The sequence below is a fragment of the Anaeromyxobacter dehalogenans 2CP-C genome (assembly GCF_000013385.1).
Taxonomy (GTDB): Bacteria; Myxococcota; Myxococcia; order Myxococcales; family Anaeromyxobacteraceae; genus Anaeromyxobacter; species Anaeromyxobacter dehalogenans_B.
On sequence record NC_007760.1, the window covers coordinates 2,025,402 to 2,051,350 of the forward strand.

The 25,949-nt window shown below is 75.4% G+C and carries 30 protein-coding genes; 14 read left to right on the forward strand and 16 right to left on the reverse strand.

The annotated features are described in order from the left end of the window. Nucleotides 1-75: 75 nt before the first annotated feature. The 3 genes from ADEH_RS09180 to ADEH_RS09190 form a co-directional block, all read right to left on the reverse strand. Nucleotides 76-1,698 carry a hypothetical protein gene (locus tag ADEH_RS09180; RefSeq protein ID WP_011420823.1) on the reverse strand — a complete coding sequence of 541 codons (1,623 nt, stop codon included), beginning with the start codon at nt 1,696-1,698 and terminating at the stop codon, nt 76-78. Next, nucleotides 1,695-2,462 carry an ABC transporter ATP-binding protein gene (locus ADEH_RS09185; RefSeq protein ID WP_011420824.1) on the reverse strand — a complete coding sequence of 256 codons (768 nt, stop codon included), beginning with the start codon at nt 2,460-2,462 and terminating at the stop codon, nt 1,695-1,697. The genes ADEH_RS09180 and ADEH_RS09185 overlap by 4 nt, the downstream gene beginning before the upstream one ends. A gap of 91 nt (nt 2,463-2,553) precedes the next feature. Continuing rightward, nucleotides 2,554-2,928, reverse strand: a complete 375-nt coding sequence (locus tag ADEH_RS09190) for a PilZ domain-containing protein (protein ID WP_011420825.1) — start codon at nt 2,926-2,928, stop codon at nt 2,554-2,556. A gap of 202 nt (nt 2,929-3,130) precedes the next feature. On the opposite strand from ADEH_RS09190, the gene ADEH_RS09195 reads away from it, so the two are divergent. Beyond that, nucleotides 3,131-3,745: a DUF6066 family protein gene (locus tag ADEH_RS09195; RefSeq protein ID WP_011420826.1), complete on the forward strand. Its 615-nt coding sequence runs from the start codon at nt 3,131-3,133 to the stop codon at nt 3,743-3,745. A 66-nt stretch (nt 3,746-3,811) separates the two neighbouring features. On the opposite strand, the gene ADEH_RS09200 is transcribed toward ADEH_RS09195, so the two are convergent. The 5 genes from ADEH_RS09200 to ADEH_RS09220 all read right to left on the reverse strand — a co-directional run bounded on the left by ADEH_RS09200 (nt 3,812) and on the right by ADEH_RS09220 (nt 9,123). Next, complete coding sequence (locus ADEH_RS09200) at nt 3,812-5,386, reverse strand: trypsin-like peptidase domain-containing protein (RefSeq protein WP_011420827.1); 1,575 nt, start codon at nt 5,384-5,386, stop codon at nt 3,812-3,814. Between the two features lie 115 nt (nt 5,387-5,501). Next, on the reverse strand, nt 5,502-6,128 hold the full coding sequence (locus ADEH_RS09205; RefSeq protein WP_011420828.1) for a nucleotide exchange factor GrpE: 627 nt from the start codon (nt 6,126-6,128) through the stop codon (nt 5,502-5,504). A gap of 57 nt (nt 6,129-6,185) precedes the next feature. Further along, nucleotides 6,186-6,413, reverse strand: a complete 228-nt coding sequence (locus ADEH_RS09210; protein ID WP_011420829.1) for an RNA polymerase sigma factor region1.1 domain-containing protein — start codon at nt 6,411-6,413, stop codon at nt 6,186-6,188. 15 nt (nt 6,414-6,428) lie between these two features. Then, complete coding sequence (gene ftsH / locus ADEH_RS09215; protein WP_011420830.1) at nt 6,429-8,537, reverse strand: ATP-dependent zinc metalloprotease FtsH; 2,109 nt, start codon at nt 8,535-8,537, stop codon at nt 6,429-6,431. Between the two features lie 196 nt (nt 8,538-8,733). Further along, entirely contained in the window at nt 8,734-9,123 is a 390-nt protein-coding gene (locus tag ADEH_RS09220) for a (deoxy)nucleoside triphosphate pyrophosphohydrolase (protein ID WP_011420831.1), read from the reverse strand. A gap of 90 nt (nt 9,124-9,213) precedes the next feature. Between ADEH_RS09220 and ADEH_RS09225 the strand changes: the two genes are divergently transcribed. Genes ADEH_RS09225 through ADEH_RS09235 form a run of 3 tightly spaced genes read left to right on the forward strand, consistent with a single transcriptional unit; the run spans nt 9,214 to nt 12,712 of the window. Further along, nucleotides 9,214-10,596: an MBL fold metallo-hydrolase RNA specificity domain-containing protein gene (locus tag ADEH_RS09225; protein ID WP_011420832.1), complete on the forward strand. Its 1,383-nt coding sequence runs from the start codon at nt 9,214-9,216 to the stop codon at nt 10,594-10,596. Continuing rightward, nucleotides 10,593-11,852 carry a patatin-like phospholipase family protein gene (locus tag ADEH_RS09230; protein ID WP_011420833.1) on the forward strand — a complete coding sequence of 420 codons (1,260 nt, stop codon included), beginning with the start codon at nt 10,593-10,595 and terminating at the stop codon, nt 11,850-11,852. Before ADEH_RS09225 ends, ADEH_RS09230 begins: the two co-directional genes overlap by 4 nt. Continuing rightward, complete coding sequence (locus ADEH_RS09235) at nt 11,849-12,712, forward strand: homocysteine S-methyltransferase family protein (protein ID WP_011420834.1); 864 nt, start codon at nt 11,849-11,851, stop codon at nt 12,710-12,712. Before ADEH_RS09230 ends, ADEH_RS09235 begins: the two co-directional genes overlap by 4 nt. Here ADEH_RS09235 and pheA read toward each other — a convergent pair. Together pheA and ADEH_RS09245 are read right to left on the reverse strand one after the other, a co-directional pair. After that, complete coding sequence (pheA, locus tag ADEH_RS09240; RefSeq protein ID WP_011420835.1) at nt 12,709-13,542, reverse strand: prephenate dehydratase; 834 nt, start codon at nt 13,540-13,542, stop codon at nt 12,709-12,711. The two genes, ADEH_RS09235 and pheA, sit on opposite strands and share 4 nt — an antisense overlap. Before the next feature lie 40 nt (nt 13,543-13,582). After that, nucleotides 13,583-14,257, reverse strand: coding sequence for an HAD family hydrolase (locus ADEH_RS09245; protein ID WP_232287462.1), 675 nt, complete (start codon nt 14,255-14,257; stop codon nt 13,583-13,585). A gap of 54 nt (nt 14,258-14,311) precedes the next feature. Between ADEH_RS09245 and ADEH_RS09250 the strand changes: the two genes are divergently transcribed. Beyond that, nucleotides 14,312-14,704, forward strand: a complete 393-nt coding sequence (locus tag ADEH_RS09250; protein WP_041453449.1) for a hypothetical protein — start codon at nt 14,312-14,314, stop codon at nt 14,702-14,704. A 49-nt stretch (nt 14,705-14,753) separates the two neighbouring features. Then, on the forward strand, nt 14,754-16,619 hold the full coding sequence (locus tag ADEH_RS09255) for a sensor histidine kinase (RefSeq protein ID WP_011420838.1): 1,866 nt from the start codon (nt 14,754-14,756) through the stop codon (nt 16,617-16,619). On the opposite strand, the gene ADEH_RS09260 is transcribed toward ADEH_RS09255, so the two are convergent. From ADEH_RS09260 to ADEH_RS09280, 6 genes are all read right to left on the reverse strand, one after another. Then, a complete protein-coding gene (locus tag ADEH_RS09260; protein WP_011420839.1) occupies nt 16,616-17,446 on the reverse strand; it encodes a hypothetical protein in 831 nt (276 codons plus the stop codon). The two genes, ADEH_RS09255 and ADEH_RS09260, sit on opposite strands and share 4 nt — an antisense overlap. A 160-nt stretch (nt 17,447-17,606) precedes the next feature. Then, a complete protein-coding gene (locus tag ADEH_RS09265) occupies nt 17,607-18,134 on the reverse strand; it encodes a hypothetical protein (protein ID WP_041453450.1) in 528 nt (175 codons plus the stop codon). 97 nt (nt 18,135-18,231) lie between these two features. Continuing rightward, on the reverse strand, nt 18,232-19,710 hold the full coding sequence (locus ADEH_RS09270; RefSeq protein ID WP_011420841.1) for a hypothetical protein: 1,479 nt from the start codon (nt 19,708-19,710) through the stop codon (nt 18,232-18,234). 69 nt (nt 19,711-19,779) lie between these two features. Then, complete coding sequence (locus tag ADEH_RS09275; protein ID WP_011420842.1) at nt 19,780-20,172, reverse strand: hypothetical protein; 393 nt, start codon at nt 20,170-20,172, stop codon at nt 19,780-19,782. A 49-nt stretch (nt 20,173-20,221) separates the two neighbouring features. Then, nucleotides 20,222-20,344: a hypothetical protein gene (locus tag ADEH_RS23675; protein WP_269529008.1), complete on the reverse strand. Its 123-nt coding sequence runs from the start codon at nt 20,342-20,344 to the stop codon at nt 20,222-20,224. Nucleotides 20,345-20,393: 49 nt separating this feature from the next. After that, the gene (locus ADEH_RS09280) at nt 20,394-20,936 is read right to left on the reverse strand and encodes a DUF2059 domain-containing protein (RefSeq protein WP_011420843.1); all 543 of its coding nucleotides are present in this window, start codon (nt 20,934-20,936) and stop codon (nt 20,394-20,396) included. A gap of 172 nt (nt 20,937-21,108) precedes the next feature. On the opposite strand from ADEH_RS09280, the gene ADEH_RS09285 reads away from it, so the two are divergent. From ADEH_RS09285 to ADEH_RS09320, 8 genes are all read left to right on the forward strand, one after another. After that, nucleotides 21,109-21,348, forward strand: a complete 240-nt coding sequence (locus ADEH_RS09285) for a hypothetical protein (protein ID WP_041453451.1) — start codon at nt 21,109-21,111, stop codon at nt 21,346-21,348. A gap of 10 nt (nt 21,349-21,358) precedes the next feature. Further along, nucleotides 21,359-21,568: a hypothetical protein gene (locus tag ADEH_RS09290; protein WP_041453452.1), complete on the forward strand. Its 210-nt coding sequence runs from the start codon at nt 21,359-21,361 to the stop codon at nt 21,566-21,568. A 67-nt stretch (nt 21,569-21,635) separates the two neighbouring features. Further along, nucleotides 21,636-21,929: a hypothetical protein gene (locus ADEH_RS09295; RefSeq protein WP_011420846.1), complete on the forward strand. Its 294-nt coding sequence runs from the start codon at nt 21,636-21,638 to the stop codon at nt 21,927-21,929. 137 nt (nt 21,930-22,066) lie between these two features. Continuing rightward, a complete protein-coding gene (locus ADEH_RS09300) occupies nt 22,067-22,585 on the forward strand; it encodes a hypothetical protein (RefSeq protein WP_011420847.1) in 519 nt (172 codons plus the stop codon). A gap of 75 nt (nt 22,586-22,660) precedes the next feature. Continuing rightward, complete coding sequence (locus tag ADEH_RS09305) at nt 22,661-22,843, forward strand: helix-turn-helix domain-containing protein (protein ID WP_041453453.1); 183 nt, start codon at nt 22,661-22,663, stop codon at nt 22,841-22,843. After that, nucleotides 22,840-23,226, forward strand: a complete 387-nt coding sequence (locus ADEH_RS09310; RefSeq protein ID WP_011420848.1) for a hypothetical protein — start codon at nt 22,840-22,842, stop codon at nt 23,224-23,226. The genes ADEH_RS09305 and ADEH_RS09310 overlap by 4 nt, the downstream gene beginning before the upstream one ends. Continuing rightward, nucleotides 23,223-23,672 (forward strand): hypothetical protein, encoded by a 450-nt coding sequence (locus tag ADEH_RS09315; protein WP_041453454.1) that lies wholly within the window; start codon nt 23,223-23,225, stop codon nt 23,670-23,672. The genes ADEH_RS09310 and ADEH_RS09315 overlap by 4 nt, the downstream gene beginning before the upstream one ends. 59 nt (nt 23,673-23,731) lie before the next feature. After that, entirely contained in the window at nt 23,732-25,744 is a 2,013-nt protein-coding gene (locus ADEH_RS09320) for a DnaB-like helicase C-terminal domain-containing protein (RefSeq protein WP_157061347.1), read from the forward strand. The last annotated feature ends 205 nt before the right edge of the window (nt 25,745-25,949 follow it).

Sequence of the window (25,949 nt, forward strand, 5' to 3'; positions counted from 1 at the left end):
GGCTCACCACGAGCGGACTCCACCTCACCCGCGGCCCCGGCCCGCTCGCCCTGAGCCCGTCGAAGGGCGAGCGCGCTACTCCTCGTCCCCCGCCACCGCCGCGAGCAGCGCCTCGCGCCGCGCCGAGAGCAGGCGCGCGGTGCGGGGCAACGCCCGGCGGTACAGCCAGAGGCCGAGGGCGCCCAGCGCCGCCCACGACGCCGCCACGAGCCACGGCGCCTCCAGGCGCAGCGCCGCCACCACCGGGACCGCGAACACCGCGCTCACCGCCGAGACGAGCGCCATCCCGGCGAGCGCGGTGAGCGGGGAGAGCCGGCCGCCGCGCTGGATCGAGGTCGAGGCCGCCCGCGGCACCAGCACCGAGACCAGGTTGCCGGCGGCGAGGAACCAGGGCGCGGCGCCGGCGTGGAGCGCCAGGGCCGCGGCGATCGCCCACGCCGGGGGCGATCCCGCGGTGGCGGTCAGCGCGGCCGCGCTCGCGGCGAACAGCCCGAGCGCCAGCGCGTAGACCGCGACGTTCTTCGCGGCGAGCGCGTCCTCGAGCGGCACCGGGGCGAGGAACCACGCCCGCGCGCCGCCGCGGTCGCCGCCGAACGCGTTCAGCCAGAAGACCTCGGTGGCGAGGTGCGTGTACATCGCGAGCCCCACCAGCGGCAGGAGCCTCACCACCTCGCCCGCCTCCGCCGGCAGGTGCGGCGCCACCTTCCAGCCGAAGAACGCCGACAGGGCCGGGACGATGAGCGCGAGCACGGTGACGAGCGGGTGGCGCGCCAGGTACTTCAGCTCCTTCTCGAGGAGCGGCGCGAGCCGGCCCGGCAGCCCCCACCCGCGCCCGGCCGCGCGCGCCGCGCCGCCCGCGCCGCCGGCGCCCTCTGCGCCCGACCGCGCGTCGGCGAGCGCGAGCCGGTAGGCCGCCCAGCCGGAGAGCGCGCCCGCGGCGAGGAGCGCCGCGATCCAAGGGAGCGCGGCCGCGGCGTGCCCGGTGAACAGCGCGGCCCCCGCCTCGCTCGCCAGCGCCGCCGGGTACGCCAGCCAGCGGAACCGGGCCAGCGTCCGGATCGCCTGGAACACGCCCGGCCTCGGGCCGCCGCTCGAGGAGAGGAGCAGGAACGCCAGGCCGAGGTAGACGGCCGCGATGCCCAGCTCTCGCACCCGCCTCCCGCGCAGCAGCCGGCCCAGCAGCTCCTGCACCAGCGCCGCCATGGCGGCGGTGGCCGCCACGAACCCGAGGCTCACGAGCGCGAGCAGCACCAGCCAGGCGCCCGGCCGCGCCAGCGCGGCGCCCGCGAACGCGCCCAGCAGCAGCAGGCACCAGAACCAGGTGAACGGGTCGCCCAGCACCGACGCGGCCAGCCCGTAGCCGTACACGCGCGCCGGCGGCAGCGGGTAGACGAGGAACCGGCGCAGGTCGAGCTGGGAGCGGTCCGAGACCGACAGCGACACCGCCATCCAGGTCTGCCAGACGCCGAAGTAGAGCGCCGCCACCGGGATGGACGAGCGCAGGCCCGGGCCGGCCCGCGCCGCCTGGTACGCGCCGGCGCCGGTGAGGCCGGCGAAGACCAGGCCGGCCGGGATCGCGAACGCGAAGGTGGCGATGCGCGCCACCAGCTCCGGCACCCCCGAGCCGCCGCGCAGCCGCCGCCAGAGCATCCGCAGCCGGAGCTCGGCCAGCGCGCGCAGCGGTCCGCCCGCGCTCACGCGGCGCCGCCCTCGCCCAGCCACGAGAGCCCGGGGCGCGGCCGCTCCTCGCCGACGGTGCGGATGAAGACCTCCTCGAGCGTCCCCGCCGCCCCGCGCACCTCCTCCAGCGTCCCCTGCGCCGCGAGCCGCCCCTCCCGCACGATCCCGACGTGCGTGACCAGCCGCTCCACCACCTCGAGCACGTGGCTGGTGAGGAAGATCGTCATGGCGCCGCGCGCCACGAGGTCCTGCAGCAGCGCCCGGATGCCCGAGACGGCCACCGCGTCGATGCCCTCGAACGGCTCGTCGAGGAACAGCAGGCGCGGGCCGTGGATGAGCGCGCAGCCCAGCGCGAGCTTCTTCTTCATGCCGTGGCTGTACTCGCCCACCAGCTTCCCGGCCTGCTCCGCGAGCTCGAGCGCCCCGAGCAGCTCGTCGGCGCGCCGCGCCGCCTCGGCCCGCGGCAGGCCGTACAGCTGGCCGTGGATGCGGAGCTGCTCCGCGCCGGTGAGGCGCTCGAACAGCCCGAGCCCGTCCGGCACCACCCCCACCTGCCGCTTCACCGCGAGCGGGTCCCGCGCGAGGTCCGTCCCCAGCACGACGGCCCGCCCGGAGGTGGGCGCGAGCAGCCCGGTCAGCATCTTGATGGTGGTGCTCTTCCCCGCGCCGTTGGGCCCGAGGAAGCCGTAGAAGGCGCCGGCCGGGACGGCGAGCGACAGGTCCTGGACCGCGGGCTTCCCGTCGAACAGCCGGGTCAGCCCGTGCGTCTCGATGGCGAGCATCCCGGTCCGGGTAACACGGCGACCGGGGGGCGGCAAGGCGCCGCCGGCGACGGAGGGTGAACCGGCGGGGCGCGCGGGCGCGCAGCCGCCCTCACTGCAGGAGGGACGGCACGGCCTCGTCGAGCTCGAAGTACAGGAACCGCATGCCCATGCCGCGCATGGTGAGCGGTCCCCGCGCGGAAGTGCCGCGCCCGAGCAGGTGGCACACGTACCGCACCTCCGCCACCGCGATCATGTCGCCGTTCTCGGACGGGAACGTGATCCGCACCTGCGAGCCGATGGGCTGCGGCGAGCGGGTCTCCACGAACATGCCGCCCTCGGAGATGTTCCGGGCGATCCCCAGGCCGCAGCCGGTCTCGCCCTCCAGGTACACGCGGAAGACCTTGTCGAGCCGCGGCGCCGCGCGCCGATCCGGTCCCGCCGCCGCCACCACCATCTTCCGCGCCTCTCGCCGGCTCCAGAGCATCCCGTCCTCCTCGGAACGGAGCAGAGCCTACGGTGGTGGGGCGATGTAGTCAAGAAGAGCACCCGCGCTCACCTGACCCGCCAAAGGCCCCACCTACGCGGGATCATTGGGGGTCCTTCGAGGTACCCGCGCCACGGTACACTCCCCGGCCCCGCGGCGGGCCCGAACGGCCCGTCCCTCCCCGCCTCCGAGGTCATCTCGCATGCGTGCACTCCTGAGCTTCGCCGTCCTCGCCATCGCGGCCGCCGCGCCCGCGCCGGCCCCCGCCCGCGCCGCGGACTTCGACGCGGTCGCCCGCAGCGCCGAGCGGCTCGACGCGCTCGAGCCGTTCCTGGTCCGCTACGTGGGCCACTGCGTGGACGTCTACGAGCGGCGCACCTGCGAGGCGAACGTCGCCGCGACCCGGCGCAGCGCGGACGGCAAGACGTTCGCGGTCCGGGTGCAGGACGCGGCGCCGCTGGTGAAGCCCGAGGTGCGCGGCGACGGCCGGTTCCTGCTGCTGCTCACGCCGTTCGTGGACGGCGGCGGCGTCGCGCTCACGCACGGCGCGCCGCTGCGCCAGGACGCGCAGGGCCACCCGCTGGTCGGGCTCCTGCCGATCCCGGGCACGCTGCCCGACGGCACGATGGAGATGGAGTTCGAGAGCCCGTTCCGCACCGGGGCCATCGAGCTCGAGATCGTGTTCCGGCCCGAGAAGCCCTGGAAGCTGAAGCGGAAGGGCGAGGCCGGCAGCTACGAGGGCGTCGCCGCGCGCTTCCTCGCGGTGCGCGTGCTGGACGCCCGCACCGGCGCGCCCATCGCCACGAAGGTGTTCTGAGCCGGAGACGGCCGCGCCGCCCCCCGGGTGCGGAGGGCGGCGCGGGAGCGGTCGCGGTGCGGCGGGCTACTTGCCGCCGCCCACCGGCACCGCGATGAACACGGCGGCGTCGCCGCGGCGGACGCGGAGGAGCGCCATGTCGCCCTCCTTCAGCTTCGCCACCGCGGACCGCATGTCCTCGGGCCTCGTCACCTTCTGGCGGTTGGCCTCGAGGATCACGTCGCCCCGGCGGATGCCGGCGCGGTCGGCCGGGCCGCCCTCGGTGACGTCCACCACCACCACGCCGTCGCCCGGCTCGACGCCGAACTGGCGCGCGACGTCCGGGGTGATGGGGGCGATGGAGACGCCGAGCTTCGGCGACTGATCGCGGGCGCCCTGCCCGCCGCCCTCCTCGCCGCCGCCCTGCTCGCCGCGGCCGACGGCCTCGCCGTCCTCGGGGCGCTGCACGACCTTCACGGCGAACTGCTTCTTCTGGCCGCCGCGCAGCACGGTCAGGTTCGCGGTCTGGCCGGGGGAGACCAGGGCGACGCCGCGGGTGAGCGCGCCGGCGGTCTCGACCGTCTTGTCGTTCAGCGCGACCACCACGTCGCCGGGCTGCAGCCCCGCCTTGTCCGCCGGCGAGCGCGGGACGACGTTCTGCACCAGCGCGCCCTTGGTGCCGGGCTGCAGGCCGAAGCCCTGGATGAGATCCGGCGACAGGTCGGACACCGACACGCCCAGGAAGCCGCGCGTGACCTTGCCCTTCTCCTTGAGCTGCGGCAGCAGCGCCTTCGCCATGTTGATGGGCACCGCGAAGCCGATGCCCTGGCCGATCTGCGGCGACACGATGGCGGTGTTGATGCCGACCACCTCGCCGCGGAGGTTGAACAGCGGGCCGCCGGAGTTGCCGGGGTTGATGGCGGCGTCGGTCTGGATGAAGTCGTCGTAGGTGCCGCCGGGGTTGATGCCGGGGCGGTGCTTCGCGGACACGATGCCGAGCGTGGCGGTGTCGCGCAGGCCGAACGGGCTGCCCAGCGCGAGCACGAAGTCGCCCTGGCGGAGCGCGTCGGAGTCGCCCAGCACCACCGTCGGCAGGTTCTTCGGAGGGTTCACCAGCTGGATGAGCGCGACGTCGGTGAGCGGATCGCGGCCGACGATCTTCGCGCCGAACTCGCGATCGTCCGAGAGGCGCACGCGGATGTCGGTGGCGTCCTTCACCACGTGGTTGTTGGTGAGGATGAAGCCCTCGCCGTTGAGCAGGAACCCGGAGCCGAGCGAGGAGCCCTTGAACTCCTCGGGCATCTCCGGCGCGGGGCGGCCGAAGTAGCGCTCGAAGAAGTCCTCGAAGCCCTCGTCCGGCGTGCCGCCGCCGTGCGGGTTCTGGCCGCGCGGGCCGCGCTGCACGCGCGGGTGCTTGGTGACGGTGGTGGTCGAGATGTTCACCACCGCCGGGCGGAGCTTGTCGATGAGCGGCGCGAGCGAGGTCTGTACCGGGATCGCGGCCTCGGGGCCGGGCGCGGCGGCCGCGGCGTCGCGGAACAGCTGCTGGGACGGCGACGCCGCGGGCGCGGCCGACGCGGTCGCCGCGCTGCCGTCCCGCGTGCACGCGAAGATCGCGGCGGCTGCGAGAGAGACGGTGACGATTCGGGTGATGAGGCGCATGGCCCCTCTCCTGGGATTGGTCATGTAGAGACGGTCAGTCACGTTCCAGAGGACGCTCGGGCCCGGATTCTATTCCCCGCGCCGCCGTCCGGCCGGCGCGGCGTGGGGCGCGGCATCACGCGCGCGCCACCTTCCCCACGCGGACCCTGGCGGGGCGGAGCACGCGGTCGCCGACGCGATATCCGGCGCGGATCTCCTGCACCACCGTGCCGTCCTGCGACGGATCGCCGACGGGGACCGTGTCCACCGCCTCGGCCACGTGGGGGTCGAACGGCTGGCCCAGGGTCGAGATCCGCTCGGCCCCGAGCGCGGCGATGCGCTGATGCAGCACGCTCAGTGAAAGGCGCACGCCCTCGAGCAGGTGCCCGAGCCGCTCGTCGGTGGGCTCCCCTGGCGCGGAGGCCGCCGCGAGGGCGCGCTCGAGGTCGTCGGTCGCCTCGAGCAGCGTCTGCGCCACCCCGGCCCGCTCCGCCTCCACGACCCGGGTCCGCTCGCGCTCCAGGCGCTGCCGGAAGGCCTTGTTGTCCTCGACCAGCGCGGCGTACGCGCGGGTCAGCTCGTCGATCCGGGCGGCCTGCTCGGCCAGGCGCGCCTCCACGGCGGCGCCCTGAGCCGCCTGCCCGCCCTCCTCGTCCTGCGGCGGGTCGATGGGCTCCCCGTCCTGCCGGAACCGGCGTCGGTCCACCACCTTCACCTGACCCTCCGCGCCCGGCGCGGAGGCGTCACGGCGTTCGTCTGACATGTCACGACCTCCGGCAGCCAAGCTAACCAGCGGGAAGGTCGTGTCAAACGACGGGGGTCAGGGCGGCGGGGGCTCGCCGGGGAGCGCGTCCACCTGCTCGCCGCGCGCGTCGCGGATCTCCACCCCGGCCGCGCGCAGGCTGTAGAACAGCAGCCAGCGCTCCGCCGGCGAGAGGCTCCCGGGCGGCAGCGCGCGATCGATCTCGGCGACCGTCAGGGTGCCGCGCCGGATCCCGATCTGGAAGAGCGCCTTGCGCGCCTCGTGGCTCTCGCTCCCGTGCCTCACCGTCGCGCCGCCTCCTCACGGCTCGGGGTCCCGGTCGCCGGGCGCGTGCCCCGCGACCGCCTGCGGGGCCGATCGCCCGAAGCCCGCGCTCGCGTCCGCCGACGCCGCCACCGGGCGGTTCGGCGTCTCCGGCGGCGACTCCTCGTGGCCGCGCCCCTCGATGGTCCCGGGCCGCACCACCTTCGGCCCCCACAGGCGCGTGATCTCGTCCTCCTCGATCACCTCGATCGTGAGCAGCCGCGCGGCGAGCGCGTCGAGCCGCTCCCGGTGCTCGCGCACCACCGTCCGCGCGCGCTCCTGCGCCTCCTCGACGAGCGCCTGCACCTCGCGGTCCACCGCGAGCGCGGTGTGGTCGGAGTAGGACCGGGTCTCGAACCCCTTCACGCCGAGGAACGTCGGGCCGGCCTGGTCGCCGAGCGACACCGGCCCGAGCGCCCGGCTCATCCCGTAATCGCGCACCATCATGCGCGCCACCGCGGTGGCGTGCTGCAGGTCGTTGGAGGCGCCGGTGGACGGCTCGCCGAACACCTCCTCCTCGGCGACGCGCCCGCCCATCAGGCCCGCCATGCGGTCCCGCAGCTCGCTGCGGGTGAGCAGGTACCGGTCCTCCAGCGGGAGCTGGAGCGTGTAGCCCAGCGCGCCCAGGCCGCGCGGGATGATCGAGACCTTCGAGACGCGGTCCGCGAACGGCAGCATCCACGACACCAGCGCGTGCCCCGCCTCGTGGAAGGCGACGATCTCCTTCTCCCGCTCGTTGATGCGGCGGCTCTTCTTCTCGAGGCCCGCCACCACCCGCTCGATGGCCTCCTCGAACTCGGCGCGGGTCACGTGGTTCTTGTTGCGGCGCGCGGCCAGCAGCGCCGCCTCGTTCACCACGTTCGCGAGGTCGGCGCCGGCGAACCCCGGGGTGCGCGCCGCCACCGAGCGGAGGTCCACGTCCGGCCCGAGCTTCACGTTGCGTGCATGGATCCGGAGGATCTGCTCGCGCCCGCGCTTGTCGGGCCGGTCCACCAGCACCTGGCGGTCGAAGCGGCCCGGCCGCAGCAGCGCCGGGTCCAGGATCTCGGGGCGGTTCGTGGCGCCCATGATGATCAGGCCGGCGCGCGCGTCGAAGCCGTCCATCTCGGCGAGCAGCTGGTTCAGCGTCTGCTCGCGCTCGTCGTGCCCGCCCACGATGCCGGCGTTGCGCGACTTGCCGAGCGCGTCCAGCTCGTCGATGAACACGATGCAGGGCGCCTTCTGCGTGGCCTGCGCGAACAGGTCGCGCACCCGGGCCGCGCCCACGCCCACGAACATCTCCACGAACTCCGAGCCGGAGAGCGAGAAGAACGGCACGCCCGCCTCGCCCGCGGTGGCGCGCGCGAGCAGCGTCTTGCCGGTGCCGGGGGGCCCGACCAGCAGCACGCCCTTCGGGATCCGGCCGCCGAGCCGCCGGTACTTCTCCGGCGTCTTCAGGAACTCGACGATCTCCTGGAGCTCCTCCACGGCCTCGTCGATGCCGGCCGCGTCCTGGAACGTCACGCCGGTGTCCGGCTCCATGTGGATCCGGGCCCGGGACTTCCCGAACGCCATCACCCCCGGCGGCCCCTGCCCGAGCTGCCCGGACATGCGCCGCATCACCCAGGCCCAGAACAGCAGCCCGATCGCGATCGGCGCGATCCAGACCCAGAACAGGTCGCCCATGCCGCCTCCGGCCACCGCGTCGTAGGGCACGCCGGCCTTCTCCACCGCCTGCACCAGGTCGTCGCCGCCGCCCGGGATGCGCGTCGCGACGTAGGGCAGCGCCTGGCCGTTGCGCTCGCCGTCGCCCTGCGCCGGCTGCGGCTGCGCGCCGCCGCCCTGGGCCGCGCCGGCCTCCACCGGCTTCGGCACCCCGCGGACCCAGTCCGGCCCGATCACGACGCGCTCGAACGCGCCCTGGCGGACCATCTCCTTGAACTGCGAGTACGGGATGCGCCGCACGCCCACGTCCTGGAACGCGCGGAACAGGAAGATCGCGAGCGCGATGAGGACCAGCCACGCCGCCGGCGACGCGAGCGGAATGCGGGACTGGGAGCCGGACCCGCCGGGCCCGCGCCCCCGCTCGTTGCGCTGCCCGTGGCCCTTCTTCTCGTCTGCCGACACCGAGGCCTCCCGCCCCCTTCGCAGGCAATCTGCGCACGTCCGGGGATCGGGCAATCCGGGTAAGCGCGGAGGGCCCCGGCAGGCTGCTCGCCGTCGGGGGCCTGCGGACGGGTCAGGCGGGGCGGGACCCGGCGCCGGCCCGTGCGGGCGGCGCGGCTCGCGCGGGCGGCGGCGGCGGCGGCGCGGTGCGGACGGGCTACAGGCCGAGCAGCTTCGCGATGCTCTTCTCGTCGGCCGGCGGGAACTCGTACTGATCGAGCTCGTCCGGCCGGACCCACCGGTGGTCGTGCACGCGGATGTGCTGGATGGGCCCGCGGACCAGGCGGCAGCGGTAGACGCAGAAGTCGATGTCGTAGGCCTCGTACGCGTGCTCCACGTGGATCACGCGGCCGCCCACCTCGACGCCGATGCCCATCTCCTCGGCGAGCTCGCGCGCCAGCGCCGCGGGGTCGGTCTCACCCGCCTCCACGCGCCCGCCGGGGAACTCCCACAGCAGCGGCAGCGAGGCGGTGGGCGGGCGCTGGGTGATGAGGTAGCGCCCGTCCTGCTCGATCATCGCTCCCACCACGCGGATCTTCCGGCGCATGTCGTGAACGCTCCGTCTGCGGTCCCGTGGTGCCACCGCGCGCGGGAGGGCCGCGCCGCGCGCGTCCAGGGATTGTAGAATCCGCCCACGATGACGTCCATCCGCTTCCTCGGCGCGGCAGGCACGGTGACGGGCTCACGGTTCCTGGTGGAGACCGGCTCGGTCCGGGTCCTGGTGGACGCCGGGCTGTTCCAGGGCCACAAGGAGCTGCGCCTCCGGAACCGCGCCCCCTGGCCGGTCTCCCCGCGATCGCTGACGGCGGTGGTCCTGACGCACGCGCACGTGGACCACAGCGGGGCGCTGCCGCTGCTGGGGCGCCAGGGCTTCCGCGGCCCGGTCCACTGCACCCCGGCCACCCGCGACCTGGCGGGCCTGCTCCTCCCCGACTCCGGGAGGCTCCAGGAGGAGGAGGCGCGCTACGCCAACCGGAAGGGCTACTCGAAGCATGCGCCCGCCCTCCCCCTCTACACCGAGCAGGACGCGCTCGAGGTCCTGCCCCAGCTCGCGCCGCTGCAGTACGCCGAGCCTCGCCAGATCGCGCCCGGCGTGACCCTCCGCCTCCACCGCGCCGGGCACATCCTGGGCAGCGCGCTGGCGGAGGTGAGCGTGGGGGGCGCGCGCGGGGTGCGGCTCCTGTTCAGCGGCGACCTGGGCCGCTACGGCGCCCCCATCCTCCCGGACCCGGAGCCCGGGCCCGCCGCCGACGCGCTGGTGCTCGAGAGCACCTACGCCGGCCGGCGCCACGAGGCGGGATCGCCCGCCGCGGCGCTCGCGGCCGAGGTCCACGCCGTCGTCCGCTCCGGCGGCGCGCTGGTCGTGCCGGCGTTCGCGGTGGGGCGCACCCAGGAGATCCTGTTCACGCTGCGTGAGCTGGAGGACCGCGGCGAGATCCCGTCCGTCCCGGTGTTCGTGGACTCGCCCATGGCGGTGGACGCGACGCCGATCTACCTGGCGCACCGCGAGGACCACGACGACGAGACCATCCGGCGCATCGCGGCCGGCGAGGAGCCGCTCCGGCCCGCGAAGCTGGCGTTCTGCCGCAGCCCGGACCAGTCGAAGGCCATCAACGACGTGCGCGGCCCGTGCGTCATCCTGTCGGCCTCGGGCATGGCCACCGGCGGCCGGGTGCTCCACCACCTGGCGCGCCGCCTCCCCGACGCGCGCAACACCGTCCTGCTGGTGGGCTTCCAGGCCGGCGGCACCCGCGGCTGGCGCCTGCAGAACGGCGCCGAGACGCTGCGCATCCACGGCGAGGACGTGCCGGTGAGGGCGCGCGTCGCGACGCTCGGCGGCTTCTCGGCCCACGCCGACGAGGCGGAGATCCGGCGCTGGCTCGCCACGCTCCCGGCGCAGCCGCGCCGGACGTTCCTGGTGCACGGCGAGCCGACGGCGCTGGCCGCGGCCAAGGCGCGGATGGACGAGATGGGCTGGCCCGCGCTCGTCCCCTCGCACCTCGAGGAGGTCCGGCTGTGACCGGCGGGGAGCGCGGGCGCACCGCGCTGGTCCTGTCCGGCGGCGGGGCGCGGGGCGCGTACGAGGCCGGCGTGGTCCGCTACCTGCGCGAGGAGCTCGCGCCCGAGCTCGGGTACCAGCCGCGCTTCGACGTCCTCTCCGGCACCAGCATCGGCGCGGTGAACGCCTGCGTGATGGCCTCGACCGCGGACGTCCCCGCGCAGCAGGGCGTCGCGCTCGCCGCCGCCTGGCGCAGCCTCAAGCTGGAGAAGGTGTTCCACTGGAGCGCCCTCAACCTGGCCGCCCTGCCCGGCTACGTGGTCCGCCAGCTCCGCGCCACGCGGATGCGCCACCTGAGCTGGCGCCTGTCCGACTTCGTGTTCCCGGAGGCCTTGGCGCAGCTGGTCCACCACCGGATCGACTGGCCGCGCCTGCACCGCAACGTGCGCGACGGCCACGTGGGCGCGCTCACCGTCAGCGCCACCGACCTCGGCACCGGCCGCGCGGTGGTGTTCGTGGAGAGCCTGCGCGCGCTGCCCGAGTGGAGCCGCGATCCGCTGGTCGAGGCCCGCGCCTGCGCCATCGGACCGGCCCACGCGCTCGCCTCGGGCGCGATCCCGCTGCTGTTCCGCCCGGTCCGCATCGAGGACTCCTGGTTCGTGGACGGCAGCGTCCGCCAGAACACGCCGCTCGCGCCCGCGCTCCGCCTGGGCGCCGAGCGCGTGCTCGTGATCGCGCTCCGGGCCGAGGGGCGCAAGGCGGAGCGGGCGCCCCGCCTTCACCCGGAGGAGGTGCCCACCACCGCCGCGCAGCTCGGGCGGCTGCTGAACGCCCTGCTGCTCGACCACGCCGACTACGACATCGACCGCCTCCGCCACGTGAACGCGATGATGGACCGCGCCGAGCAGGTGTTCGGCCCGGGCTTCGCCGAGCAGCTCGCCTCGATCTCCGCCCGCGAGCTGGGCGCGCCGTTCCGCCGGGTGCGCGAGCTCGTGATCCGGCCGTCCCGCGACATCGGCGTCCTCGCGCACGAGCACGCCGCCCGCCGGGTCCGGCACCTGCGCCCCGGCACGCTGGCGGCGCGCCTGCTGCGCCGGGCCGCCGCCGACACGGAGGCCGCGGCCGACGGCGCCGCCGACCTGGCCAGCTTCCTGCTGTTCGACGGCGACTTCGCCGACGAGCTCATGGCGCTCGGCCACGCCGACGCGCGCCGGAGCCGCGAGGCCCTGCGCGCGTTCTTCGCCGAGCCGGCCGCCGCCGGGGCGCGCACCGCATGACGCGCGCCACGCCGCCCGTGCCCTTCGAGCGCCCCACCCTGCTCGACGGGGCCATGGGCACGGCGCTCCTCGACGCCGGCCTCCCCGCCGGCGCGCTGCCCGAGGCGTGGGTGCTCGAGCGGCCCGAGGCGATCGCCGCGGTCCACGCCGCCCACGCCGCGGCCGGCGCCGGGGTGGTGCTCACCTGCACGTTCAACGCGGCCGGCCCGCGCCTCGACGCGCTCGTCCCGGCGGACCGGGTCGGCGCGCTCTGCGCCGCCGCGGTGCGCCTCGCGCGCCGGGCCGCCCCCCGCGCGCGCGTGGCCGGCGACCTCGGGCCCACCGCGCTCTACGGCCCCGGCCGGCCGGCCCCCGACGCCGGCGCCGTGCGCGCGCGCTACGCCCGGGCCGCCGAGGCGCTCGCCGCCGCCGGGGCCGACCTGCTCTGGGTCGAGTCGCAGTGGGACCTCGCCGAGGCGCGCCTCGCGCTCGACGCCGCGCGCGCCGCCGGCCTGCCGGTGGTGGTGACGTTCGCGCTGGGTGAAGAGGCCGGCCGGCTCGCGGCGCCCGACGGGACGCCGGCCGAGGCGCTCCTCGAGGCGGTCGCGGAGGCCGGCGCCGCGGCGGCGGGGGTGAACTGCGTGCCGGCGGGAGCGGCGCTGGCCGCGCTCGCCGGCTGGGCCGCGCGGCGCCTGCCGGCGCCGTTCGTGGCGAAGCCCAGCCCCGGGCTGCCCGGCGCGGTGCTCGGGCCCGACGCGTTCGCGGAGGCGCTGCGGCCCGCGGTCGAGGCGGGCCTGTCCGTCGCCGGCGGCTGCTGCGGCGCCGGGCCCGCGCACCTGGCGGCGCTCGGGCGCCTGCTCGCGCGGCCCCGGGCCGGCTAGACCGGCGCGCCGGTCCGCGGATACGAGCCCAGGAGGTGCAGCTCGTGCACCTGCGCGCGCACGCCCTCGAGCGCGCTCGCGCCGGCGGGGTCCGCGCGGTGCCCCTCGAAGTCGAGGTAGAACACGTAGTGCCCCATGGCCTGCTTGGTGGGCCGGCTCTCGATCTTCGACAGGTTGATGCCGCGGCGGGCGAACTCGCCCATCACCTCGTACAGCCCGCCCGGCCGGTCGCGATCGAGCGTGAACGCGATGCTGGTCCGGTCGGCGCCGGTGGGCGGCGCGTCCTCGCGCGCCAGCAGCACGAAGCGGGTCACGTTCTCGTCCGAGTCCTGGACGTTCTCCGCCAGCACCTCCAGGCCGTAGCGCTCGGCGGCGCGCCGCGGGCCGAGCGCGGCCGCGTCCGGCTCGCCGGCGGCCACCTTGCGGGCGGCCTCCGCCGTCGAGAGCGCGGGCTCGAGCGACGCCGCGGGCAGCCGGGTCCGCAGGAAGCGGGCGCACTGGCCGAGCGGCTGCGGGTGCGAGAGCACGCGCCGGACCTGCTCCAGCCGCGTGCCGGGCCGGGCCAGCAGGTGCTGGCGGACCTGCAGCAGCAGCTCGGCGCGGATGCGCGCGCCGGGCCGGTGCACGAGCAGGTCGAGCACCGCGCTCACCGCGCCCTCGATGGAGTTCTCGATGGGCAGCAGGGCCGCGTCGAGCTCGCCGCGCAGCAGCGCCTCGTGCGCGTCGGCGAAGGTGGGGAACGGCACCGCCTCCGCGCCGCGGACGGGCTCGCAGCGCGAGACCGCCTCCTCGCTGAAGGTGCCCGGGGGACCGAGGTATCCGACGCGCATGCTCGCGACTCCTATCACGGTACGGCGCGGGCGCGCCGCGTCATGAACCCTGGGTGATGGCCTCGAGCAGCGCCGGGAGCGCCGCGATGTCCTCGAGGAGGTGATCCGGGGCGGCGGCGCGGAGCACCTCCGGGGTGCAGGCGCCCCACAGCGCTGCGATCGTCCGCACCCCCGCCGCGCGGCCGGCCGCGAGGTCGTGCGGCGAGTCGCCCACCATGACGGCCGCGTCGGCCTCGGCCCCCAGCCGCGACAGGGCCAGCCGCACCGGCTCGGGGTCGGGCTTCGAGCGGGCGCAGCTGTCCGCCCCGATGACCGCCCCCATCCGCTCCAGCAGCCCCACGTGGCGCAGCGTGCGGTAGGCGCCCTCCTCGGTCTTCGCCGTCACCACGCCGAGGGGATGGCCGCGCGCGGCGAGCGTCAGCACCGTCTCGCGCGCCGAGGGGAAGCAGCGGGTCCAGCGATCGTGCTCCGCGATCCAGAACGACCGGTAGCGCGCGAGCAAGGGCTCGACGTCGTCGGGGCAGCGGGCGAACGAGGCGAGCTGGGCTCGGAGCGGCGTTCCGATCCCGGCGATCCACTCGGCGTCCGTCGGGCAGCTCCCGTACCCGTCGAAGGCATGGCGCACGGAGGCGAGGATGAACGGAACGGTGTCGACCAGCGTCCCGTCCAGATCGAACAGGATCGCCATCCGGCGGTGTTCTGGCACGTCCGCCATCATAGTGAAAAATCCCGATCCCCTCCCGACGATCGTGCCTAAGTTCGGTGCGCGATGACGGGAGCGGCGATCGTTCGGCGGTCGGACGGGGCGGCGGAGGTGCTCACGGTGTACGGCGCGTTCGACGGCGCCTCCGCGTGGGCGCTCCGGGTCCAGATGGACGAGTCCGCCGCGGACGCGTTCGTGATCGACCTCGCGCACGCCGAGGAGGCGTGCGAGTTCGCGGCCTGCGTCCTCGCCGGATGGGTCCGCGAGCACCGCCGCGAGAAGCGGGTGCGCTTCCGGGCGGCCACGCGCGATCAGGCGCGCCTGCTCGCCGCGTTCGGCCTGGACCTCGACGAGGGCGAGCCCACGGCCGTGGACGCGGCCGGCGACCGCGCGCCCGGCGAGCTCGACGGCTTCCCGCTCGGGCTGCGCTCTCCGGAGGGGGCCGGGGTGCCCGCCTGAGGCGGCGGCGCTGCCGCGCGAGCCCGGCTGCCACATCCTCCAGCCGACCGTGCCGCGCACGATCTCAGCCATCGCCGACCTGATCCAGTCGCGCCGCGACGAGCTCTGCGGCCGGTTCGTGGAGCGCGCCCGCCGGGAGCTGCGCGAGTCGCGCATGCCGGACCCGCAGCTGCTCGACTCCTTCCCCGCCCTGCTGGACGCCCTCGTGGACGCGCTGCGCAACGGGCCCGCGCCGCGCGCACCGGCCGAGCCGCCGCGGGTCGCGGCGGTCGCGACGGTCCACGGCGAGCAGCGCGCGGGCATGCCGGTGGACGTGGTGCAGCTCGTCTGGGAGTACGGCGTCGTCGGCGATCTGATCCTGGAGCTGGCCGAGGAGCAGGGCCTCCGGCCGGCGATCGCGGACCTGCGCGTGCTCGAGGCCGCGATCACGGCGGCCATCGCGGAGGGGGTGCGCCGGTTCGTCCAGGCGCGCGAGGTCACCTCCCGGCGCGCCGACGCGCGGCTCCGCGCGGTCGCGGACCACGCGCCCGCGGCGCTGGTGCTCCGCGGCCGCGACGGCCGGTTCCTGTTCGTGAACCGCTTCGCGGCCGAGGTGCTCGGGGTCCCCCAGGGCGAGCTGCTGGGCCGGCGGTTCGAGGACGTCGTCCCGCCGGCGGTGGCCCGCCGCCTGGCGGGGGCCGACGCGCGCGCCGGGCGCGGCACCACCGTCGAGCTGCGGGAGACGCTCGACACCCCGCGCGGCCTGCGGACGTTCCACACCGTGACGTTCGCGCTCGCCGGCGCGAGCGGGCCGGAGGACCCCGCCATCGTCTCGATCGGCCTCGACGTCACCGACGCGCAGACCGCGCTGGAGCGCCTGCGCCACGCCGACGAGCTGCTCGAGCTGGGCGACGCCTTCCTGGAGCTCGACCGCGCCTGGCGCATCGTCCGGGTGAACCGGAACCAGGAGCGGCTCTCGCGCCGGAGCCGCGAGACCACGCTGGGGCGGGTGATCTGGGAGATCTGGCCGGAGCTGGCGCGGCCCGACTCGCCCTACTGGATCGAGTACCACCGGGTCATGAACGAGCGCGTCCCGAGCGAGTTCGAGGCGTACTTCGAGCCGCTCGACATGTGGAACTCGGTCGCGGCCTACCCGGTGACCGACGGCGGCGTGGCCGTGTTCTTCCGCGACGCCACCCGCCGCATGCGAGACGAGCAGCGGCTCCGGCAGGCCCGGGACTTCGAGCAGCAGCTCATCGGGATCGTCTCGCACGACCTGCGCAACCCGCTGAACGCGATCCTGCTGGGCACGTCCTCGCTGCTCGCGCGCGAGGACCTCTCCGACCGGAACGTCGCCTCCATCGCGCGCATCCGCTCCGCGGCGGAGCGCGCCACCCGGCTCATCCGCGACCTGCTCGACCTCACCCGCGCGCGGCTCGGCGGCGGCATCCCCATCCAGCCCCGCCCGACCGAGCTCCGCCAGGTCGCGCAGCAGGTGGTGGACGAGCTCGAGCCCTCGTATCCCGATCGCCCGATCCTGGTGGAGGCTTCCGGGAACACGCAAGGTCACTGGGATCCCGACCGCATCGCGCAGGTGATCGGGAACCTGGTGACGAACGCGCTCAAGTACGGCGCGCGCGGCACGCCGGTCACGGTCGGCGTCGCGGCCGAGGACGGGGAGGTGCTGCTCTCCGTGCACAACCTCGGCGTGCCCATCCCCGCCGAGATCATCCCGACGCTCTTCGAGCCGGGTGGGCGGGCCGCGCCGGATCCGACCGGGCGGAGCGTCGGGCTGGGCCTGTTCATCGTGGAGCGCATCGCCGACGCGCACGGGGGCCGCGTCGAGGTGCGCTCCGGGGAGGAGGACGGCACCACGTTCACCGTGCGGCTGCCCCGGACGCCGCGCGAGGGCTCCCCGGGCTGGCGAGCGCCCTAGGCGGCCAGCGTCGAGGCGCGCTCCGCGGCCCGGCGGGACACGTCGCGCAGCGCGACCCGCTGCGCGAACCCGGCCGAGCCGACCACCACGCAGGCGACGCACAGCACCGCCTCCGCGACGAGCGTCCCGCCGTCCACGTGACCCGTGACGCGCGCGGTGGTGGTGGTGAGGTCGTAGAAGAGCCACCCCAGGTTGTAGACCGCGAGCAGCGTCCAGGTGCGCTGCAGCGCACCGCCCACGAGGCCGCGCGCCACCAGCGCCAGCGGCCCCACCGCGGAGAAGCAGATCATGTCGCCGGTGACCGACACCGCGGCCGCCAGGGCGTCCGAGGACAGGCCGCCGCCCAGCGCGTCGCGCAGGTCGAGCGCGAGCACCGGGATGCCGATCACGAGCGCACCGATCACCGTCGCGGCGGCGGTGCGGAAGCTGCGGCGATCGGTCAGGCCGAGCCCCGTCGCGGTGCGGCGGAACGCGGCCAGGAACAGGATGGCGCCGGTCACCGAGAACGCGTTGATGGCGACCAGCGTGCCGAGGCGGACCCACGGATCCGACAGGGCCGGCAGCAGGTCCCAGCTCCGCGCCGGGCCGTTCAGCAGCCGCACCAGCGTGGGCAGCGCCAGCGACCCGCCCGTGCACGCCCAGGCCTTCCAGAGCAGGTCGCCGGGGCGGAACGCGAACGCCGCCGCCAGGCACCCGGCCGCGCCGATCACCTGCCAGGCCACCTGCAGGGACCACCAGACCTCGTCGGTCGGCCCGAGCGCCGCGACCACGGCCACGTGGACCGCGAGCGCCAGGAGCGGGAGCGCGCCGAGCCACCCCAGCTTCACCGGAGCGCCTCCTGCTGGCGCCCCGGGGCCGGTGTCGCCGGGGGAACGTTCGCGGGTGAGCCGGTCATGAGGCGGCATCTTCGCACGAGTGCGGGGAGGCGCGCGAGAAGCCGTCGCGGGATGGGGCGCCCTGCCCCGCGCGAGACGACGTCGCGACGGTTCAGTTCAGGAGCCCGCTCACGTTGACGTCCACCCGGATGGTCGCCGTGACCTTGACCGTGGTGTTCACGTCCGGCGCGCGGCCGGTCGCCTCGACCGTGACCGGCGAGGACGCGGCGGTCAGGTACGGCTTCAGGTTCGCGCCGGCGTCCACGTCGAGGTCCACGTGGGTGGTGCCCGCGGGGAGCGCCGAGATCCCGGACTTCGTGGCGAGCAGGATCCGCGGCTGGCCGGCCGTCTCGACGTAGATGGAGACCGAGTCCACCCAGGTCTCCAGGCTGTCGCCGGCGGTCACCTCGAGGCTGAGCCGGCGGAGCTTGGCCGAGTCCACGTCGCCCGGGTCGATGCCCTCGGCGCGGAGCTGGTCGCCGCCGCCGATGTCGAGCGCCTGGATCGACGGGATCGAGCCGGCCGGCGCGCCGGGGACGCCGGGCACGTTCACCGACGCGGAGCGGGTGATGTCCACCTGGTCGAGACGACCGCAGGCAGCGAGGGCGAGCACGGCGGCGGCGGCGAGGGTTCGGTTCATCCCGTCAGTGTAGCGTGCTTCCCCGCGGGGCCGAGCCCGCGCGCGGGGCGGCGCCGAGGTCGGAACGGCGCGGCGGATGTGCGACGAGGTCCGCGGCTCAGGGCTCCCGCAGCTCGTACACGTTCCACTGACCGGCCACCGTGATCGGGCGGACGCCCGGCTCGAACGCGATGCGGTCGAAGAACGGGCGGAACCGATCGTCCCACCAGCACGCCACGTAGCGCGCGCCGAACTGCTCGCGGATGGTCCGCGCGAGACCCGGCGGCGCCGCGCGCGGCAGGCGGTACCAGAGCGCGTACCGCTCCGGATCCTGGAGCGCGAACAGCGTCGGATCGAGCGCGACCATGAAGCGGCGCTCCGGCAGCGCCAGCATGAGCGTCCCGGTGAGCCCCCACTCGCAGGTGAACACCTGCGCGCCGGGCGGGATGGCGCGCTGCATCGCCGCGGCCTCGGCGGGCGCGGTGCGCGGCGGGCGGGTGGACATGCCCTGGAGGATCCTCGCGGTCTCCCTGCCGCTGTAGGCGGCGCAGAGCACCAGCGTGGCGGCGAGCGCCAGGCGCGGCCGCAGGTGGCGGACCGACAGCGCGAAGGCCACCGCCGAGAACGGGACGAAGTACTCGGTGAACCGGGCGGTGCGGAGCGTGAGCGCGCCGAAGGCGAGCGCCGCCCCCGCGAACGCGAGGGCCACGAGCCCACCCTCGCGGCGCCGCCGCCACGCCAGCCCGAGCGCCGCGAGCGCCATCGCGGCGGTCGGAACGAGCAGCAGGCGCCACTCCGCCCAGGTGAAGGGCTGGAACTCGCCGCCGAGCTCGATGCCGGCGGCCCGCCCCCAGGCCCGCCGGAGCAGCACGTCGTCGATCACGATCGCGCTGAAGCGGACCAGGTTCCAGCCGTTCGGGTGCGTGGCGACGCCGAGCGCGATCGCCGGGCCGCGCCAGCTCGCGCGGCGCTCCGCTGCGAACCGCGCGGCCTCCGCGAGCAGCGCCAGCGCGAGCGGCAGCTGCCAGGCCACGTAGGCCCACGGGTAGATCGCGGAGGCCAGCGCCAGGATCCAGCGGCGCTCGCGTGCGGCCGCCCACAGCACCACCAGCGCGAGCCCGATGGACAGCAGGTGCGGCCGGACCAGCGAGAACCGGTACACGAAGGCGGAAGACGCGAGGAGCGGGACGACGATCCACGCGCCGGCGAGCGGCACCCGCTCCTGCCGGAGCACGAGCAGGATGGCGGCGAGCGCGAGCGCGCCCGCGATGGTGCCGGCCACGTTCGCGGCGGTGGCCGGGTCCAGGCCGGCCAGCGGCGCGAGCATCAGGTGGAACAGGAGCTCCTTGTCCGCGTAGTGCTCGGCCAGGACGGAGAACGGCGTCCACGGGAACGCCTTCAGGATGCCGTGGTCGTGGATGAGCCGGCCGACCGCCACGTGGTAGTCGGTGTCGGCATCCTCCGCGACGTGCATGAAGCCGAACTGGATCCAGGCCGGGAGGGCGACGCAGGCGGCGAGCGCGAGAACGGTCCAGGCCGCCCTGAACCTGCCTGCGGGCCGCACCTCACCGTCATCTGCGTTCGAGATGGCGAGCACGCGCGCATCCTAGCGCGGGCCGCGGGCCGCGCACCGGCTCCTCGGCCCCGCTCCACGCGGGTGGACGCATCACCGACAGTCGCAGGGAACGGTCTCGCCGTTCATCCCGCTGGTGGGCAGGAAGCAGCCCGAGTCCACCACGCGCGCCTCGCGGTTCTCCGAGGAGCAGGTCAGCCACGCGCCGGTGCCGTGGTCCACCGGGCACTCGCCCGCGCAGGAGCCGGCCGCGCACCCCCAGGCCGCGGCGACCTCGCACTGGCGCAGGCAGTGATCGAGGCTGCGCCAGGAGTAGCCGATGGGCCACGCGCCGCAGACGTAGGTGGAGAAGTACAGGTGATCGACGAAGCCGCACGTGCCGGCGCGGCAGCCGCCCCGGGACGCCGCCTCGTCGTCCCCGCACGCGGGCAGGAGCAGCGCGAGCAGCGCCGCCGCCGCGGCCGCCCGCGCCCCGGAGCGCGTCATGGTCCACCCCCGGGGCGAAGCGTAGCGCGAACCGCGCGGCGCCGGAACGCTAGCGCGCGGCAGGCGCCGCGGGCGCGCCCGACGGCCTCGAGTCGCAGCGCGTGGCCTGCATGGTCAGATAGCCGAGGACGAACAGCATCGCCGCGAGCAGGATCTTCCGGACGGAGGGCACGCCGGGAGGTTAGCACGGCCGGGCGCTGCGCCCGGCTCGAGGCGCGCGCCTAGAGCTGGATGCCCTCGCGCTGCAGCCGCTTCACGACGCGCTCGCCGACCTTGGGCCCGAGGCGCTCGCCCCACTTCGCCCCGACCGCCATGCCCTCCTGGCCGAGGGTGGGCAGCTTGTCCGAGAGCTTCCTCCCGAGGGGCGTCTTGTAGAACGCGACGAGCGCCTGGATCTCCTCGCGCGTGAAGTGCCTCCGGTACAGGGCCACGAGGCTGTCCGCGAACCCGCCCTCGGACCTCAGCTCGGCGGCGATGGTGGCATTCACCTCGTCCGCGACGAGGTCGAAGGCCCGCGCCGGGAGGTCCGGCCGCGCGCTCTTCAGCGTCTCGGACATCTGATCGACGATGACCTTGCTGAACATCTCGCCGATGTCGAGCGCGTGGGTGAGCGCGAGCAGCTCGCGCACCTCCGCCCGCTCCTCGGGGCTGAGCGCCTGCACGGCAGGGCCGGCCGGGTCATCGGCGGCAGCGCCGCCCGCGGGTTCCGCGGCCAGCGCGGTCGAGCACAGCGCGAGCGCGACGATCGAGACGGCGAGACGCATGGCACCTCCTCCGGCCCGGCGCGGGCCTTCGCTGAGCGTGTTGTACAACACGCACGGGGGGAGCGGGGCGGCGCCGCTGCGCGCCAAAGAGAAACGGGCCGGACCTCGAGGATTTCTCCCGGAGTTTCCGGCCCGTTTCGATGTGGGCGCTGCAGGGTTCGAAGAAGCACAGATGAGCGCTCAGAACCGCCCGGACACGCTCACCGCGACCGACCCCACCGCCCCGGGCCGCCCGGACCCGCTCGCCCCGGCGCCCCCGGCCGCCGCGCTGGTGGCGGCCCTGGCCCGGGCCGCAGCCGCCGCGGCCGACGCCGGCGACCTGGTGCGCGCCCGCGCGCTGCTCGAGGACGCCGCCAGGGCCGCGCCGCAGGAGAGCGCGCCGATTCGCCTGGTGGTGCCGCATGCGTGTTAGCCTGCTAACCATGGCGACCGCGAAGAAGGGGGCCGGCGCGCCCCGGAAGAAGCGATCCGACGCGAAGGGCTACAAGCTCGTGGGCCTCCGGCTCACGCCCGAGCAGGATGCCGCCCTGCTGCGCGCGGCGCGCGCCGAGGCCCAGAAGACCGGCCGGGCCCTCGCCGACAAGAGCGCGATCGCACGCCAGGCGATCGACGCCTGGCTCAAGGGACGCTGAAGAGGTCCGTTCCGGCAGCCTGCTGCCGCAACCGTTGAGAACGCGCCACACCAGGCGAGGGCGAGCCATGCCGATCGACAAGTCGAAGCTCGAGGAGTTCCGGGCGCTGAATGTGGCGGTGCTCGATCCGAGGACGGCGCCGGCGGAGCGCGCGGCATGCTCCACCCGGCTCGCGACCGAGGTCGTGCCAGCGCTGCTCGCTGACCGCATCGCGCTCCTCGAGCTGCTGCGCGAGCTCCAGTGGTCGGGGATCGTCGCGGACCAGACGGGCAGCGCGACCGTGGTCTGTCCCGTCTGCTCCTTCGGCGAGCTCGAGGGCGGCCACCGGGACGACTGCAAGCTCGGGGCGTTCCTGCGGTAGGTCGCAGGCGGGCCCGGCTGTCGGGGCCGCATGCGACGCTGAGACCTGCGGCGCGGGCTAGGCGCCGGCCAGCCGAAGAGGGGTCCCCCACCCCCTGCCCGCCGCCGATTCCTCCGGGGTGCGCCTGGGGAGGCGCGATGACCATCGCCAGAGCAGCGACCAGGGAGGGCGCCACGGGGCAACCGTGGCCGCCCGAGCGAACCCCAGAGGAAGAAGAAGCCGACCTGCGCCGGCAGGAGAGGGATGCCGCGGATCAGGAGCAGCTCGAGCGAGCACGCGGCAAAGCTCTCCTCGCCCGCTGGACTGCGATGCTCGACGGCGTTGAGTTGAACGCGGCCGGCGCGCGGGTCGCCCTCGAGCTCGCAGCCGAGATATACGAGCAGCTCGCGTCGACACTGGAGGACCTCGAGTGGTGGAAGCGCTTCGCGTGCGCCAACACCCCGCGTGCGGCGAGGGCGATCCTCGTCGCACAGAGGCGCGGCGCGGCGGCGAAGAAGGAGAACCAGCGCAGGGCTGCTCGAGCGTCGCCCACCAATGCTGAGCTCCTGAAGGCCATCCGACGCCTACAGCGTTGCGAGGCCGGCGGCGAGCGCGTCATCGCGAAGCGCCTCGGCATTAGCCGCGGCCGCGTCCGTCGCCTCGCGAAGAAGGGGTAACGGTACCGCTCAGATCCGGGGTGGAACCACCCCTGCGGCAGCGTAGCGAGCATGAACGCTAACGCTGTCCCCGCCGTGAGCCCGCTGCGCGCTGCGCGGCTCCGCGCCGGCCTGAGCATGGAGAAGCTCGCCGTCGCGGCGGGTATCGGACGCGCGACCCTCTACTGGGCAGAGGTGGCGCCGCACCGGATGTCGGAGCGGACGCTCGCGGCGGTAGCCAAGGTGCTTGGCGTCACGCCGGCGGAGCTCCGGCCATGACCGGCGGACGCCTTCTTGGGACAGGCGCCCCCCCTGCCCTCGCCGGCCTCGAGGCGGAGCTCAGGCGGCTCGCGCGAGAGGCGGCCCGGGAGGCCGTGCGCGAGGCGCTCCAGGACCTCCCCGGCCCGGCGCCGCGGCTCACGACGCTCGCGCGCCACGCGCGAGGCGCGGGCGTCGGGCAGGCCACCCTGCGGCGCTGGGCGCGCGCCGCCGGCGTCCATCGGCAGGCAAATGGCCGGTACGTCGCGGCCGACCTTGACCGCGCGATCGAGCTCGGCGGGAAGCCGCCCCCGGCCGCGCCAACGTCCCCCGTGCGCGACCTGGCGGCCGCTCGGGCCCGCCGCGCCGCGGCGGCGCTGCTGCGGAAGGGCGGTGGCCGGTGACCAGGTTCGAGACCCGCCTCCTCAAGGCTCTGCGCGCGAGGCCGGAGCGCACCGTGAGCGACCTCGGCGCAGAGCTCGGGCGCGGGCGCGTGGACGTCACTCGGGCGCTCCTGTGGCTCGAGCGCGACCGCCTCGTCGTGCGTACCCGTTACCCCCGTGGCTGCGCCACCTGGTGCGCCGCCCCGGCGGCGGCGCAGCCGGCACCAGCGGCCCGCCGCTCGAGCCCGAGCAGGCGAGACCCCGAGCGGACCCGCCGCGAGGAGTGCCGAAGCTGCGGCGCGAGATTCGTCGCGATTCGCGCGCACAACGGCAAGTTTCCGAAGACGTGCTCCGCGCCGTGCCGCCTCGCCGCGCTCGATCGCTACATCGCAGGCCTGCAGCGCGCCCGCGACACGCTCGCGGAGCAGATCGACGGCGACGCCAGCCGGGGGCCGGGGCGGCGATGACGACCCCGAGCGCAGGCGCCGAGCAGACGCGCGCCGCCGTTACCCCGCCGCAGATCACCGTGGGAGCCGGCCTCACGCGGCCGCGCGGCCACCGCCTCCAGGTCGTGGATGTAGCGGACCTGGCGCGGGTGCTGGGCGAGCAGCCCGCGGACGTCGACGGGTGGTGGAGCCCGCACGTCTGGCGGGGCGACACGCGCGACGGCGCCGCGTGGCAGGCGGCCTGCGCGGTCGCGCTCGACATGGACCGCGACGGCCATGCCGCGCTTCCCGACGAGCTCGCGCGCCGCCTCGAGGAGGCCGCTGCCGACGGGAGCCTCCCGGGGTCGATCTTCCATCGCACGCCCGCCGGGGCGCGCGTCGTCTTCGCGCTCGCCGAGCCCTGCAGCGACCGCGACGCATTCGACCGCGCGGCCGCCGGTGCGGCCCAGGCGCTCGCGGCGCAGCTCCGCGAGCTCGACATCACCGGGATCGGCGTGGACCCCAAGCCGCATCGCGACCTGGCCCGGCTCTACTACACACCGAACGCCATCGCGAAGGGCGTGCGCCGCCAAGCCGCGGTGCTGGTGATGCGGCGCGCGCCGTACAGCGTCGAGCAGCTCGCGGCGCTCCGTGAGGCGGACGAGCCACCCGCCGCGCCGGCAGCCGTCCAGCCGCCGCGGGCGGGCGCGACGGGTGCGGTTCGCCGGGCGCGCGCATGGCTCGCGAAGAAGGAGCCCGCGGTTCAGGGGGAGCACGGCGACGATCAGACCTTCCGCGCCGCGGCTGCCCTGGTGCGGGACTTCGACCTGGACGACGAGGATGCGCTGGCGCTGCTGCTCGAGTGGAACCAGGGCTGCTCGCCTCCGTGGACCGAGCAGGAGCTGCGCGGCAAGCTGCGGTCGGCGCGGAGGAACGGGAAGCACGCCCCGGGCGCGAAGCTCGCGGAGTCGCCTCCGCGCTCCGCGCAGCCGGAAGCTGGCGCTTCCATCACGCCGGCGGCCCCCGCGCCCTTCTCGATCGCGTCCGTGCTCGATGAGCAGGAGAGCCGGCTCGAGCGCGGCACCGAGCGGATCGCCACCGGCTGGACGCGGCTCGACGCTGCCCTCGGCGGCGGTCTCGCCGTGCCCTCCCTGGTCGTGCTCGGCGCGCCACCGAAGGCGGGCAAGAGCTCCTGGTCGCAGATCCTCGCCGTCCGGCACGTCGAGGCCGGCGGCGTCGCGTACGTGCTCGACCTCGAGAACGGGCCTCGCCGCGTGCTCCGGCAGATCATGTGCCGCCGCGCGGAAGTCGGTCCGGGCGAGGCCGCTCGGGCCCTGGCGGACCGCCGCACAGGGGTCTTCACGTCGCGCGAGGCCGTCGAGCGGTGGAACGCGGCAAAGGCCTGGCTCCGCACCACCCTCGGCCCTTCCCTCTTCCTCGAGTGCACGCCGCCGGCGGACCTCGAGGCGCGCGTCGCCGGCGTGCGCCAGGTGGCGGGCGACCGGAAGCTGCTCCTGGTCGTCGACTCGCTGCAGAAGCTCCCGGGCGACCCGCGCGACGACCGCCGGACGACGATCGACAAGTGGATCCGCACCTTCGAGCGGCTCCGGTACCAGTTCGACGCGACCATCCTGGTGATCTCGGAGATCCGGCGCGGCCGCGAAGGGTACGCGGCGCGTGAGGACGCCTTCAAGGAAAGCGGCGGCATCGAGTACGGCTGCGACCTGGCGATGACGCTCAACCGGCCGGCGGCCGACGAGGACACCGAGGCGCCGGCGACCCTTCGCGTCGAGCTCGCCCGCGACACCGAGGAGGACCCTCGCGGCGAGGTCGCGTCCTACCGCGCCGTGCGGCCCTGGTACGGGCTCGAGGAGGTCGATCCGGTGCCACTCTCGAAGGGGCGTCGCGGCGGGCGCGGGCCGGAGCCGGTGAAGGCAGAGGCCGCGCGCGAGTTCCTGCGGCAGCGCCTGGCCGCTGGCCCAGCCCGGGTCTCCGAGGTCCTCGGCGACGGCCGGGCGGCCGGGTTCTCCGAGTCCACGCTCCGCCGGGCCGGCCGCGAGCTCGGCCTCGCATCCTGCACGGTGCAGCTCAAGACCGGCTGGAGGCTCCCGTGACGCACGGCCGCGCCGCCTGTCAGGTTTCAAGTTTCAACCCCTATAGGGGGAACTTGAAACCTGACAGGCTGGAGCCTTCGCAGCGCTCCAGCTCTGCCTGTCACGCGCGCCTTTCAGGTTTTCTGAACCTGACAGGCCTGAGCCGCAGCGAAAAGAACGTCGCGCCTGTCAAGTGGTCAAGTCCAACTCGACAGGCAAACGGCCG